We start from the raw sequence: 12,726 nt of genomic DNA, 5'->3' as shown, positions 1-12,726 counted from the left end.
TAGAATACTGTATATATAATCAGTACATATGTTTTTATCCATAGTATTGAGGTGACTAAAATGCTCCGTATTGATCTACAAATCCCCAAAGAGGGTGCTGGCTTACCAAAAGATGGTATAGAGTTAATTGAAAGCGAATTAGATCATCGTATTCATTGTCGTTGGCCTGATGCCTTGATTCGAGTTCGTCGTGGGACTAACACGAACCTTTCTATCTCAGGGACAGTAAAAGATGAGAAAGAGGCCATTAGTCAAATTATTGAAGAAATGTTTGATGAAGCGGCTGATTGGCTTTATGTCCAATAATTTTAAAAGTGACAATGTAACGCATAGCGACATTATCGCTATTTGTAATTATTGCCTTAACCAGGGAATACAACGTTGGGACAACGAGCATTCTTTATATTGGTGCGTCATGTGTGGTTGTTATCAGGGATATTGGCGTGACGTACCAAAAGCAAGAACCGATTGTGTTAGAAACTAAGTAAAGTTGGTTTTCTACACTAACCCCTCATAAGGCTTTACAGAGACTATTTTGACTTATCTAAAAATGGTAACGTTATGTATAAAATAATAACAGAGGTCGTTATATGACAACTTATCGAGATAAATTGAAAGAAGAAGTTGATGGTGATTTAGCATTTGTGGTTGGATGTGGCTTGGATCGTTTAGAAAGGTTTGTTTCTAATGCTGAAATTCAAAGAGCCATTGATTTCTATTATGCTTATAAAGAGGAAATAAACTACTTTCCAATTAATGCGCGTAGACAAGCTATATGTGATTATATACAAGATGGTAAAGTGCCATCATATATTTTAAATCGACGTAGTAAAACACCTGTATAATCAGTATGTTTTTCTGATTCCAATCAAGGTCATTTTGAATGGGTGCTCTACGGCCTGCTCTCAAACAATCTGAATCGAGTAGAGGATTCGGAATCCCCTACTCACTCCAGCTATTTAACTTTGGTTGGCTTACCAACCTTTTCAAAATAGCGTTTAAGATTTTCTAGCATTGATAAACGTTCATCGTGATTGCCATGGTCAAGAGTCATGTACGCATCCCATAGCAATTGTTTTTCGTCTAGAGGCAACTGTTTTTCTTCAAATATAGGGATTTCGCTAGCATGTTTAACTCGTAAATTTGCTTTGTCTCTAGAATGTAGTTCTTGATCACCCAAGTGCTCCAAATGCTTTTCGAGAATGAACATTGTGTAACGTTTGTCAGTCGCGAGTCGAATAAAATATCTAAAGCCATTTTTCTGCTCTCTAACATTAATAACCGTCACTACTCTTCCCAAAAAAATGGTCTTTTTGAAGATACTGTGTTTAGGATTTAGGGATGAAACAAATGCTCTTTGTCCTATTTCAAACTCTGAATTAGCCATCGGCTCCCCTCTGTCTGTCGAACAACGAACTATTTCATTGGTGTGTTTTTTATCAAATTAGTATTTTCTTCAATGAGTCGATCAATTCTAACTCTTTGCCCCTCAAGTTCCTTGTTCTTTTCTTTAACAGCATTCTGCATTGAATTTATTAGAGTCGTATGTTCTGTTTTGAGTTTTTCTAAAGATAGAATCGTTTGACTGCTATTTGTGAGCTCTTGCTTAGCCTGGTCTAGCGATGATGTAGTCAGTTGAAGTTGGCCTTCTAGCTTAGCATTGAGCTTTTCGAGATTCTGTACTGTTTGAGCTGATGAAATAGCGTTTGCATTTAAGCTATCAATCTCTTTCTGAGCAGATATTAGCTGAGTATTTAATTGAGTATTCTTCTGCTCTAATTCTTGGTTTTTTGATTGTAATTCAGAAAGTTGTTTCTCATTAGCATTGAGCTGATGTTTTAGCTCTGTATTAGCTTGTTCTGCGTTTTGTCTATTATTTTCAGATAGCTCATACTTTGTTTTTAGCTGATTAAGCTCTTGCTGAATCAGCCCCATCTTTTCTGTTAGCTCATCAATATCATCTAGAGCATCTTCTAATTGCTCAAATGCTTTATTTTGTTGCTCTAAGCTATCAGCTTCCCTTTTAGCTGCTTCGGATGCTCTAACATTCGCCTCATTAATAGCACTGTTAAGACGCTGTTCTACAGTGAAATGAGCATGGTCATTAATACTGTGGATCATGCGCTCGATATCAGCCAGCATGATAGATGCTTGATCTGCTATTTCTGGCGGCAAAACTTGATGTTTAATTTCTGTTGACTCAACGACGGTTAGTTGTGGTGTTTCAATCAACCCTTTCTCTTTCAATTCTTCATACGCACTCATTAATGCCGTCGGGCGGCCAACTCCGATCTGATTGCGTAGAGAAGTGCCATTAATGTTTTTTCCATCAATGATTAATTGACTTACTGCATTAATTATTTGCTGGTCTGTGAATGATCTTTCTCTAGCCATTTTTATTACCTAAGTTTGTTTGTATTGTATGTTTGCAGTATAGCAAACATACAATACAAACATTGATATTATTTCGTTATAAAAAATTGAAACAATATGTGTTTTTGTTTTGTAAAACTTTACTTTGTGAAAAATAGTCTTTTGAGCATCAATTTATCCCCAAACTGTTCCCCTACTCTTTAAGTTTCGTTTCGAAACTTTTTCGCATTAACTTTGCTTAACGTGATCTGATGGTTTTGAGGTGGCTTGATGTGATCTTTTGGTGGTGATTTGAGGTTAGCGTGATGGAGCATGAATAAATCACTGTAAAATTAGTGATTTAACATAATAGGTATATCGTGAAATTCAACGTTGGACTTAACAGACTTAACTTAATTTTGGAGGAAATTAATATTCGTGACACATGAATAACATTAGGCAATGATAATGAGGAAGACAGAAAGCACCGCTACATAATCGAGTAGCGGTGGTGTTCTATAGATCTTTGTTGGCTAAGTTTTCTGTGTTTTTCTTGTGCAGTTCATTTACAAACTGAATGTTGGTGAACATAACAGTGAGAATCGCAACTACTTGAATGACAGCTAAGTAAACGACAGATGTAACCGCTAACAGTTTAAAAATAGATTTATGCTCCTGCACATAATCAAGAGGTTGGAGTAAAACCACTGACATATTGAAGATAAGAATCCCAATGATCACAAAAGCTGACGTTAAGATAATTAAAACCAAATTCTCGATCCGCTTTGTTTCATCACCTGATGCCAAAATCACCTTATCTGGGTTTGTGTATGCTGAGATTGCTTCGGGATATGAATAAGCAATCCAAATACCAGCTAGAGTAAACACTGCTGCTGATATATTTTGTAGCGTACTTAATATTGGTGATAAACTGCATAGTGCTAAAGTATCAACAGTAATGAATGCTACACCTAACGAAAAAATTAAGTATATAGAGTGCCGAACAAATCGACTCAATACAAACAGAGCAAGCATCGCTATGATCTTGTAATAAAACAAGAGCCTAGACTTCATTCTACTCTCCTACTGCAACGGGGACGGGCTCATAATTGTCACTGATAACGGTTTGCAATAAATCAGAACGACTCTTTTGAAGCTCATTGAGTAAGCTTTTCGCTGAATGGAAATTCGAATTTCTATCTAGTGGCTCCATCAATATATGCTCTTTGCTTACATATTTATTGAACCATCGGGTAGTGTCGTTACCATCCTCTCTGAAACCTAAATTATTCCACGTATCAGTTTGCTTAAATTCTTGGTGATACACTTCTAGCATTGATTCAAGTTCCTCTTCAGAAAGCCTCCGTTCTTCAATAATTTCAACTTGCTTCTGAAACTTCTTTTTTAAGCTCTTTCCTTGAATGAGGTCAAACAGTCTGAAACACGAATCCTTCTGGTCCTCCTGAACAGTTGAAATCGTATCTCTGACTACTATATGCGTGATTTTTTTACATAAATTTTTGATATTGGTCTGTTGTGATGAAAGCTCCTTCATATGAACATCAAACTTGTAGTTCATAGAAAATTTGCCATCTTCAGACTTGTAATTAACTCTTTTAATCGTTTGTTCTCGGTTAGCAAACTGATTAAACGACCTCTGCTCAACTACTTTCTTTCTTGGGTGAGAAATTCGAAGATCTATACACCGTTTGATGTAGTTACATACATCGGTAGTAGAAGCCACTGAGTGCGGAAAATTAATTGAAGCTACTACATTTAGTTTAGGAATAAACCAGTAATACATTGGCTCTCCCAAAATTGCACTTTGACCTTTAACTTTAGCGTCAATTTTTATCGAGTCTTCAGGGTTTGAGCCGAATTTAGCGTCTGGCGAAATCCCTTTAACCTTTCCACTATCATCGCCGTATCGCTTCCATAAAACAAACAAAGCGTCTTCCGTCACGGGATCAACTGCAATATCTTTACAATAAATTTGAGTTCTCAAAGGAGAACATTTGACATCCCAAGGCACTGTTTGAGTAAAGTCTCGACCTTTAACCCATTGCTCAACGAGAGCTAATGAATCTGTCAGCGAGCCTTCTACGTGCTCACTATCTTTATTATTCCTAATTCGGTAAAAACCACACTCATTAACCTCAAAAAAGCTGATTAAGCCTCGTTCCATCAACATTGCTCCAATCGAAAAATTTACATAATTATCAGTATGCTAACGTTATTATACAACAAGTTACTTAAAAGGTAATATGGAAAACTGGTCAATAGTAGTTGTTTTAATATATTCTATCTTATGTATGGTAACGTTGGGCAGACAAACGTCCAGCTACAAAAAGACCGCCTCAATAGACGGTCATTTAACAGTAAATCTATTTATGCGCACTGGTGAGTTAGCTAAAGTTTAGACATTTTCGCGTTAGAATATCTAACCAAATGCTAACGCTTGTATGTACTTATTTAATCAATAGGCTGAAAGTTGATATCATAAATAATATCGTTCTCAATGGTGCAAAGGGTAAGGCCTTCTTCAGAAGGGCTTCCTTGAACTACAGCGTTACCTTCCTTATCCCACACACTGCATTTACCAGCTGTATCCCAATCACCAGTTTTGCCAAGAAAATTTGAGAGTAAAACAGGAGTTCTAATCTTAATCGCTATACGGGATAGCAACGCGCTATCTTGGGAAAATCCCTCCTTTGAAATAAGTGCACTTACTAAATAAACAACAGCTTTTTCAGTAAACGCATCAGATTGATGGCGAGGTTCCGTAAAGTCTGCACATACAGCCAATGCAATCTTTATCTTATTGACATTGAAAAAATAGTTTACGGAACCAGCAACACAGAACTCACTTTCTCCTTGGTGTAGATACTGTTTTGAGTAGAAATCAACTTCGCCACTAGGATGACAGATAATTGCGCCAATATATGGCTTCGATTGCCCACTTTTGATGGGGCATCCAGCGATAACAACAATGCTATTTGAAACAGCAAATTGAGACAACTCATGAACATGAGTAGAAGACATGTCTATCGCCAAATCATTTAGCAATGATGGCTCGTATCCTGTTAAAGATAACTCTGGAAAGGTAATGATGTCAGCCCCTAATTGTGCCGCTTTAGAACAAAACTGTTTATGGCGGTTTAAATTTTCTTTGATATTTCCTTTTATCGCCTTGTGCTGCGCTAAAGCAAATCTAATTTTACCTGACTCCATTCTTTCTCCTTGCGCTATCTTAATAAAAACAAAGTATTATCATAGCATTCTACTTGGTATCAGCATATTCATACTAATATTTAAGATCGTTGATTAATTCTATGATCCGATAGACTCGATGCAGATTGTCGGCATATGCTAGGCGTAGGAGTAAACGTCTATTTCAATTGCGTACACTCCATATTTATCAATACTGTCTTTATAACTAGGGAAACTATGAATAAACTCAATTCCTTTCTCTATACTCCAAGGTACAGATAGCGTATTTTCCGTACCTTCAATTTCAAATAATGTTCTTACGTTAGGGTAATGAGCAACACGAATAACCTTCGTATCTATAATGTCACCGGAAAATTCATTAATAAAACGTAACGTATTATTAGGTTTAACTATAGAGTAATCGAAAGGGCGAACATCACTATTAGCTCTAATTTCAATTGTTTTTTTTCCTGACTTTATTGCCCCAAAAGGTTTATCCATCAAGCCTACAATATGAGTGTTTCCCTCAGAATATTCGATTAATGTGGGGGTGCCATTTATGTAAATTGTGATCCCTTTATCCATATTGTTCAACTTAGTTGTTTGTTAGTCGAATTATTTATAATCAACACTGTACTGATAAGAGTTTAACCAATCAACTATTCATACTGATGGTAAATAATCTAAAAACGGCTGTATTTAACATATTGTATCTTTTGTGCACTCAAGAACACTGTACAATTAATTTTCACTACCCTAACCCTCAAAATACACTCTTTTCTACCTCAAAACTGTCCCCATTTTTTGTGAATAAGTTGTTATCAGAATTTGCCGATCCAATTTCAGCCTAAAAATCGACTCTAAGCCTCAAAAGATCATGTTTTCTTATTGTTGATAGAAAAAAACGATTAATTCGAGCCATTTAATCGCTAGTAATTATTTGTGATATTTGGCTATCAATTAACCCTAATTGATAGGACATTTTTATCAAAAATAGTAATTAGGGAATAGCTATTAATAACACGTAATCAATTGTTGTTTTATTTATTTCACATAATGGGCATAACTAATAGGCAACGAATGTTAAACATGAAATCATTAATTAATGAAAGCATGAAAATATTAATTAATGATGTAATGTTTTCATTAATTAATGCTATAATGAAAACATTAATTAATGGAGGTCTTATGATTGTCAGTTTTCTTAGTCAGAAAGGTGGTGTAACTAAAAGTACATTAGCTAGAGCTGTCGCTGTAGCTTTTGCTGATAATGATTGGTCGGTTCACATTGCAGACATGGACTGGCAACAACAAACATCATGCAAATGGGCAGCTCGACGAGATGAAAGAAAAATAGAGCCATCAATTTCATCATCATCTCACCGTAGGGTTGATAGTGCATTGAAAATTGAAAATGCTTATAACCTTCTAGTCATAGATGGTCGCCCTTCGGCGGATAAAGATTCTATTTTAATTGCAAAATCATCTGAGCTTGTGATTTTACCTACAGGAACTTCGCTTGATGATCTCGAACCCCAATTGCATCTTGCTAATGATTTAAGAATGAACGGAATTAATAATGAAAAGATTCTTTTTATTGTTAATAAGTCACCCACAGATACCGAGGCGAATAACGCACTAGATACAATAAAATCATGGGGATTTAAAGTTTGCTCTCATTCTATACCATTTAAAGCGGGTTATTCTACTGCTCAAGATTCTGGGTTATCTATAACAGAGACTCGTTATAATTCACTTAACCAATTGACATCTAAAGCAATTCAAGAAATTGTTGATTTAATGATTTAATGATTTAATGATTTAATGATTTAATGATTTAATGATTTAATGATTTAATGGTAAAAGTTATGACTAAAATAAAAATTGCACCGCCAACTAAACAAATTCCAACGCATGTGACCGAAAGTCCAGCGAGTAGTAAACAATCATCAACGGATGAAACAAAAAATATTCAATTTAAAGTAACTCCAGATAAGCATATAGAGATTAAATCATATGCTGCTGAAAGAGGCTTGTCATTGAAAGAGTTCTTCTTATCATTGTATGAGAATGAAAGAATGAAAGAATGAAAGAATGAAAGAATGAAAGAATGAAAGAATGAAAAAGCCCTAAACTCCCCGACTAAAAGTTGTTTAGGGCTTAGCGTTACCAGCATTATTTCTATATAAGGATTAGTAACAAGTGAACAATACTATGATCAAAGGGCTTTGCATAGCCCTATCAGTGGCTACTGCTGCATTATCCGCTACTCTTACTACTAAATTCATGTTTTCTATTGGTGAAGATATGGGTTCTCCTCAGTTGATGGCATCGCTTGGCCTACTTCTTGACTTAGCAAAATGTGCAACTCCCCTCTTTATTATTTTCCTATGGTCGCAAAAAATGCGCCTGGCTTCTATGCTTGCTCTCGTTCTCAGCATTACTTTGAGTGCAGTTTCTTTCTCAGCGTCCGTCGTTGCATTAGAAAGTGGCGTTACGGCCAGTCAACAAAACTCAGTGTCTTATCAGCACATCGAGACTCAAATTAATGATTACCGCGATCAGATTGTTGATCTGCGACAACTAGCCCAGCGTCAACAAGATGCAAAGCAAATCACCAAGTCACAAAAGACACTCTCACAAATCCCTGCCCTTCTTGCTCATGTTGATAAACTATCAACTCAACAATCACAATTAAGTTCTGGTGATTCTGTTGTATCAAAGTACGGCATGATCATTTCCTATATCACCGCTGCTGCGCTTGAGCTTCTTTCTTGGATGTTTGTGTGTGTGTCATTTGCATTGAAGAAAGCCAAACACACTCAAGCACAGTCAGGTACAGTCGTGCACACTCATGAAAATTTGAGCGTGCAACCTATTGATTTAAAAACGGAACACACTCAAACACAATCACACTTGTTCACAGAGGTTACACACTCATGCAAACTTGAGTGTGCAAATGATGCCTGTTTTTCTACTGATTGTGAAAGCTGCATTATTGGGTGTGAACACTCTCAGTCAACTAAATGCGATACTCAACTGTACTTTGATATCCGTGATGCGATTTTGGCTAAAGAAATCACACCATCTATTCGCGGCGTGAGTAGTAAATTTAAAGGTGTGAGTAGGGGACTTATCAATCACGTTTTAACCGACTTATATCAGACTGGTATCTTAAAGAATTTCCGTAACGGTTACGCTTTTGCTTAATAGCAAAGGAAAGATTTATTTTATCTATGGGGTGTAATTAAGGTTATGAAATATATTAATTTTCTAAGATGTGTATTATCAGATGTTCTTGGGATTATCCTTTCTCTTATTGAGCCATCATTAAACATATTAGCTCGTCTCGCTTTTCCGATAGGCTTAATTTGGTTTGGCTATACTAGCTATAAAGTACAAGGGCTAGGTGATATGAGGGCTGTCTATGTTATGGTACTTTCAGCTATCGTATTAATAAGTCTATATTTTTTAAGTCTTTTGGTTGTATTTTTAAAACCTGCTGAGTATCGGAATTAACTTATAAATTGAAGGATAATTGTGATGGTAATAAAAAAACATAAAACAGGGGTTCCATGGTTTGATGATGGAACTCGTGAGACTGATCCTAATTTTCGCAGCGCTGTATTTAAAGATGAATTTGAATTGATACTGGCTGCTGCATCGTTACGACGGAATCCTTATAAAACTATGGTAAAAATGCATGATATTTGGATTGAAGTTGATAGGCAAGGAGAGCAGATAGAGCAAATTCTAAAACAACAAGCAGAAGCAAGAGCCAAAATACAAGAACATTATGATACTGGTGGTAGTGAAATAGAGCTAGAAATACCTAGTTGGCTGATAAATAAAAAAACGATGACTAAATATCATTAAGAACAAAAAGAGGCTGCAATTGCAGCCTCTTTTTTATACAATAATAGCGTAGATTGTCTACAGCTACGATGAACTTACTACTCAAACAAGTGGTAAGAGCACTTGTAGATAGGTATTAAGTTCACTTTTTACCATAACTAAATCTAAGGTAATTATACATGATTACAGAACTAATTGTACCAGAAAATGAGCGTTGTACATTCTATCCTTCGATCTCTCCTCGATTTATACATATTGAGGCATACTGTTATCATTTGGCATCTAAATATGTTGATGGTTATAACGGTGGATATTGGGAGTTTGTAGAATTACACAAAGATTCATCATCAGGTGTTGTTGGCCGTTACGCTAGTTTAGTGACTAATGGGACTGTGCGTTTAGTTAATCCTATGAACTATTCAGATGTAACGCTATCAAGTAGTGCTGCGGGTATTGCGTTATTTATGATGCTATACAGCGATTATGCAAATATTTTGCATAAGTCAAAACCTGATGAATGTGAGTATTTTTCAAAGCTTTATTTTCAACTAAAAGATTATGCTTGCGAGCATCACGAATCTGATAAAATTTTTGCCTTCTTAGATTAAGGTTTAATCTATCAGAACGAGGCCCTAGATATTGCATCTAGGGCTTTTTTATGTAGACTAAAAATATACGGTTGTGAATGTTGCCATGTTAAGACGTGGTAACCACGCCTTAGCTTGTAAGTTCACTTATGAGCATAACTAATAAAGGTACTCGATATGTCATATGACAATGCTAAATTTAATCACCTGTTAGACTTACCTGAAAATGTTGACACTAAGTTTTATCAGGAACATGCAGAATGCATGGCTTGTCACTTTGGATGTAATGAAAACTGCACTTGTGAACGACATGAAATAGAATCTGAACGCTTACTAAGCTTATGTATAAATGACAGTTTTGTGTTATCTATTACCCAAGAGCTACTGTTCAGAACTTTACAGTCATATCAACTTGAAAGTTTAAGCGATAAAGTTGCTTTAAAGTGGGTTTTAGCATTAACAGATGAACAGTTACAAGATGTTGTTTCTGATGTTAAAGCAGGATGTTCGAAACGTGATGTGATTTCTAAGTTAAGTGAATTTAGTACGAGCAAATAAACATTAGCAAGTAACTAACTAGATTTTCATCTAGACAAGCCCTAATTGATTGGATCAATTAGGGCTTTTTTGATTATTGATTCTTACGTATTTGATGGAATTGGGAACAAATTTTTTTGAGCTCTGTCAGTAATACATTGATCTTCTTAAACGCATGACTCTGATAAGCACTACATTCTGTAGAGCTTATATCTCCATCTACTTTTGCTTTATTTGCAGTGATGATGTGATTATCGACAGCTATAAACAGCTTGATTAGAGCAAGTACGTTTGGCGTGATCTTATCCTTATTTATAGTGATGTCTATAGCGTCTGGTTTCACAAAGTTTGAAACAATAGATGTAGTTGCCATACGATCTAATTTTCGCTGTTCCTGGCGAATATATTGACGTGTATCACCAATAAGATCACTGATTTTGTTATCTACACGCATAGCAAGAGCTTTTATAACTGATTCATTTTTACTTGTTGAATACACATAAACAGAAAAAATGTTACTACTAATAAAAGCACCATCAACATGTTTAAACCCTTTATTTTTAAAATGGTCATGTTGCCAAAGCGACACAAGGCGTTTGCTATGTAAGTTAACATTATCTAGTGATGTCTGATTTTTTTTCATGTTTAGAGATCCATTTGTTTGAAGAGAGCTTCCGCTTCATCATTGATTTTCTTTACATCATTAGAAGAGATTTCTTCATGTTTGTGAGCAGAAATTTCTTCAACAAGGTTATCACTATGCGTATCTATTATCATATCGTTACTTGGAACTGCCTCACTTGGGTAATCTAAGAACTCTTTAACAGGTATCCAGCACGTTTTAATGATGCAAGCAAGACTACCACCATTAATAAAGGCTCCAACCCTAGGATTAAAGCTTAGAATGCGATTAGTGTTAATCATATATTCTTGATCTTGGCCGTATGTACGTTTACCTGTTTTAGTTTCCACTCCAAACTGATTTGTCTCAACATGATCTGATTTAGTTATGCTAAGACGTTTGGTTCCCGTCATACCCGCGATCCACTTAGCGGTTTCTTCATCATGGCCTCGATAACTCATAGTGATCAGTGTGTTTGTTTCAATACCATTCATGATTGAACCAACATTGAGTGTTTGATCGGGTGAGTTCGCTAGATCGTTTTTAGCCTGGTATGCAATCGCCATGTTGATTTTTTTAGATAAAAGGGTCGCAAGAGAGTTAGCTAGTTTATCTGTAACCAAAAATCGAACTTCATCAAGAACCATGAATATCTGCTTGTTTTGTTTTTTACCTAAACCAAATTGAATAAATTCATCGAGAAGGGCGATATTGGCATTTCGCACTAAATCATCGGTCAAACTACCTTTAATATAAACAACAGAACCTTCATCCATTAAGTCACTAATTATAAATTGTTGTCTATTATTTGATGGCTTCAATACATCTAGTTTTGAAAATTCTCTAATACGCTCTCTTAGAGTCCCTCCTTGCTCCTTTATCATTTCTTTATCTTCATCAGACAAGCAACTAGGTAAACTTCTACAGTTTAATAGCTCCGTTAAATGAGTTAGGGAACCATCCCAATAAGGCATTAGTAAATCTAAAATTTGACGATTTCCGAGCTTGTAGTGGTCGGCATTAGTTCCTGTGTCATTTAACTTGCATGCCCGCTTGATTCGTTCTTCTCGTTGTCGAACAGTACCATTTTTAAAAGGTTCATAAGTTCCATGAGTACCATTAAGATCTAAATAATTAAGTTTTCGACCTGACTCTTTACAAGCTTGATTCATAATATGATATATAAAATCGTCAGGTTTAATATCGTTAAACCATACTCCCCAGCCTTTTTTTATTGCTTGATCTATTAGTACACCAAGACCCACACCTTTACCTGTTTGGGAAGGACCTAATATTTTGGCATGACGAGAACTAAAATCTTTATCAGAGAGATAGATCGGTTCATTTTCTTCATTTAATCCGAAGAAGAAAAAATCATCTTTATAGTAGTCGGATGGAACAAATTCAATAGAACTAAGTTCTGTTATTTCTTCTCTAATATCACTTAATTTATCTTCTGATTGTCTAATGATTCTTTTTTCTTTTATTTTTACCAATTCAGGGATTAAAACCCTATTAATGCTAAATAAGACAATTGGAGCAATAATTAAGATTAATGGATAT

The 12,726-nt window shown here is 35.5% G+C and carries 17 protein-coding genes; 9 read left to right on the top strand and 8 right to left on the bottom strand.

Annotation, left to right across the window (positions count from 1 at the left end; genetic code table 11):
• The first annotated feature begins 60 nt into the window (after positions 1 to 60).
• Together CTN07_RS18225 and CTN07_RS18220 are read left to right on the top strand one after the other, a co-directional pair.
• Positions 61 to 306, top strand: coding sequence for a DinI-like family protein (locus tag CTN07_RS18225; RefSeq protein WP_036766448.1), 246 nt, complete (start codon positions 61 to 63; stop codon positions 304 to 306).
• A 284-nt stretch (positions 307 to 590) separates the two neighbouring features.
• Positions 591 to 845 carry a hypothetical protein gene (locus CTN07_RS18220; protein WP_036766447.1) on the top strand — a complete coding sequence of 85 codons (255 nt, stop codon included), beginning with the start codon at positions 591 to 593 and terminating at the stop codon, positions 843 to 845.
• A gap of 110 nt (positions 846 to 955) precedes the next feature.
• On the opposite strand, the gene CTN07_RS18215 is transcribed toward CTN07_RS18220, so the two are convergent.
• From CTN07_RS18215 to CTN07_RS18190, 6 genes are all read right to left on the bottom strand, one after another.
• The gene (locus CTN07_RS18215; RefSeq protein ID WP_036766445.1) at positions 956 to 1,387 is read right to left on the bottom strand and encodes a hypothetical protein; all 432 of its coding nucleotides are present in this window, start codon (positions 1,385 to 1,387) and stop codon (positions 956 to 958) included.
• Positions 1,388 to 1,416: 29 nt separating this feature from the next.
• A complete protein-coding gene (locus CTN07_RS18210) occupies positions 1,417 to 2,394 on the bottom strand; it encodes a coiled-coil domain-containing protein (RefSeq protein WP_005307150.1) in 978 nt (325 codons plus the stop codon).
• A 474-nt stretch (positions 2,395 to 2,868) separates the two neighbouring features.
• Positions 2,869 to 3,426 (bottom strand): hypothetical protein, encoded by a 558-nt coding sequence (locus CTN07_RS18205; RefSeq protein WP_036766443.1) that lies wholly within the window; start codon positions 3,424 to 3,426, stop codon positions 2,869 to 2,871.
• 1 nt (position 3,427) lies between these two features.
• Positions 3,428 to 4,537 carry a hypothetical protein gene (locus CTN07_RS18200; protein ID WP_005307148.1) on the bottom strand — a complete coding sequence of 370 codons (1,110 nt, stop codon included), beginning with the start codon at positions 4,535 to 4,537 and terminating at the stop codon, positions 3,428 to 3,430.
• A 287-nt stretch (positions 4,538 to 4,824) separates the two neighbouring features.
• Complete coding sequence (locus tag CTN07_RS18195; protein WP_005307145.1) at positions 4,825 to 5,583, bottom strand: carbon-nitrogen hydrolase family protein; 759 nt, start codon at positions 5,581 to 5,583, stop codon at positions 4,825 to 4,827.
• Positions 5,584 to 5,721: 138 nt separating this feature from the next.
• Positions 5,722 to 6,147, bottom strand: coding sequence for an ASCH domain-containing protein (locus CTN07_RS18190; protein ID WP_036766441.1), 426 nt, complete (start codon positions 6,145 to 6,147; stop codon positions 5,722 to 5,724).
• A gap of 504 nt (positions 6,148 to 6,651) precedes the next feature.
• On the opposite strand from CTN07_RS18190, the gene CTN07_RS18185 reads away from it, so the two are divergent.
• From CTN07_RS18185 to CTN07_RS18155, 7 genes are all read left to right on the top strand, one after another.
• Positions 6,652 to 7,371, top strand: coding sequence for a ParA family protein (locus tag CTN07_RS18185; protein ID WP_228125729.1), 720 nt, complete (start codon positions 6,652 to 6,654; stop codon positions 7,369 to 7,371).
• A 59-nt stretch (positions 7,372 to 7,430) separates the two neighbouring features.
• Positions 7,431 to 7,652: a hypothetical protein gene (locus tag CTN07_RS18180; RefSeq protein ID WP_036766439.1), complete on the top strand. Its 222-nt coding sequence runs from the start codon at positions 7,431 to 7,433 to the stop codon at positions 7,650 to 7,652.
• Positions 7,653 to 7,764: 112 nt separating this feature from the next.
• Positions 7,765 to 8,772 (top strand): hypothetical protein, encoded by a 1,008-nt coding sequence (locus tag CTN07_RS18175; RefSeq protein ID WP_005307140.1) that lies wholly within the window; start codon positions 7,765 to 7,767, stop codon positions 8,770 to 8,772.
• Positions 8,773 to 8,817: 45 nt separating this feature from the next.
• A complete protein-coding gene (locus CTN07_RS18170; protein WP_036766436.1) occupies positions 8,818 to 9,081 on the top strand; it encodes a hypothetical protein in 264 nt (87 codons plus the stop codon).
• A 24-nt stretch (positions 9,082 to 9,105) separates the two neighbouring features.
• Positions 9,106 to 9,438 carry a hypothetical protein gene (locus tag CTN07_RS18165; RefSeq protein WP_036766434.1) on the top strand — a complete coding sequence of 111 codons (333 nt, stop codon included), beginning with the start codon at positions 9,106 to 9,108 and terminating at the stop codon, positions 9,436 to 9,438.
• Positions 9,439 to 9,596: 158 nt separating this feature from the next.
• Positions 9,597 to 10,025 (top strand): antirestriction protein, encoded by a 429-nt coding sequence (locus CTN07_RS18160; protein ID WP_036766432.1) that lies wholly within the window; start codon positions 9,597 to 9,599, stop codon positions 10,023 to 10,025.
• Positions 10,026 to 10,181: 156 nt separating this feature from the next.
• Positions 10,182 to 10,562 carry a hypothetical protein gene (locus tag CTN07_RS18155; RefSeq protein WP_036766429.1) on the top strand — a complete coding sequence of 127 codons (381 nt, stop codon included), beginning with the start codon at positions 10,182 to 10,184 and terminating at the stop codon, positions 10,560 to 10,562.
• 73 nt (positions 10,563 to 10,635) lie between these two features.
• Here the strand turns inward: CTN07_RS18155 and CTN07_RS18150 are convergent, their stop codons facing one another.
• Positions 10,636 to 11,184, bottom strand: coding sequence for a hypothetical protein (locus CTN07_RS18150; RefSeq protein ID WP_005307137.1), 549 nt, complete (start codon positions 11,182 to 11,184; stop codon positions 10,636 to 10,638).
• A gap of 2 nt (positions 11,185 to 11,186) precedes the next feature.
• On the bottom strand, positions 11,187 to 12,726 hold a 1,540-nt coding region (locus CTN07_RS18145), incomplete at its 5' end, for a TraM recognition domain-containing protein (RefSeq protein ID WP_107183737.1).

The sequence above is a fragment of the Photobacterium damselae genome, from assembly GCF_003026815.1.
GTDB lineage: Bacteria > Pseudomonadota > Gammaproteobacteria > Enterobacterales > Vibrionaceae > Photobacterium > Photobacterium damselae.
The sequence above is the reverse complement of the archived record's forward strand: the minus strand, read 5'-3'. Positions and strand labels throughout refer to the sequence as shown.

Coding starts and splice junctions, on each gene's coding strand:
- CTN07_RS18165 (WP_036766434.1), top strand. CDS start 9,106: ATGGTAATAAAAAAACATAAAACAGGGGTTCCATGGTTTGATGATGGA.
- CTN07_RS18220 (WP_036766447.1), top strand. CDS start 591: ATGACAACTTATCGAGATAAATTGAAAGAAGAAGTTGATGGTGATTTA.
- CTN07_RS18190 (WP_036766441.1), bottom strand. CDS start 6,147: ATGGATAAAGGGATCACAATTTACATAAATGGCACCCCCACATTAATC.
- CTN07_RS18180 (WP_036766439.1), top strand. CDS start 7,431: ATGACTAAAATAAAAATTGCACCGCCAACTAAACAAATTCCAACGCAT.
- CTN07_RS18210 (WP_005307150.1), bottom strand. CDS start 2,394: ATGGCTAGAGAAAGATCATTCACAGACCAGCAAATAATTAATGCAGTA.
- CTN07_RS18195 (WP_005307145.1), bottom strand. CDS start 5,583: ATGGAGTCAGGTAAAATTAGATTTGCTTTAGCGCAGCACAAGGCGATA.
- CTN07_RS18225 (WP_036766448.1), top strand. CDS start 61: ATGCTCCGTATTGATCTACAAATCCCCAAAGAGGGTGCTGGCTTACCA.
- CTN07_RS18160 (WP_036766432.1), top strand. CDS start 9,597: ATGATTACAGAACTAATTGTACCAGAAAATGAGCGTTGTACATTCTAT.
- CTN07_RS18185 (WP_228125729.1), top strand. CDS start 6,652: ATGAAATCATTAATTAATGAAAGCATGAAAATATTAATTAATGATGTA.
- CTN07_RS18215 (WP_036766445.1), bottom strand. CDS start 1,387: ATGGCTAATTCAGAGTTTGAAATAGGACAAAGAGCATTTGTTTCATCC.
- CTN07_RS18200 (WP_005307148.1), bottom strand. CDS start 4,537: ATGGAACGAGGCTTAATCAGCTTTTTTGAGGTTAATGAGTGTGGTTTT.
- CTN07_RS18205 (WP_036766443.1), bottom strand. CDS start 3,426: ATGAAGTCTAGGCTCTTGTTTTATTACAAGATCATAGCGATGCTTGCT.
- CTN07_RS18155 (WP_036766429.1), top strand. CDS start 10,182: ATGTCATATGACAATGCTAAATTTAATCACCTGTTAGACTTACCTGAA.
- CTN07_RS18150 (WP_005307137.1), bottom strand. CDS start 11,184: ATGAAAAAAAATCAGACATCACTAGATAATGTTAACTTACATAGCAAA.
- CTN07_RS18170 (WP_036766436.1), top strand. CDS start 8,818: ATGAAATATATTAATTTTCTAAGATGTGTATTATCAGATGTTCTTGGG.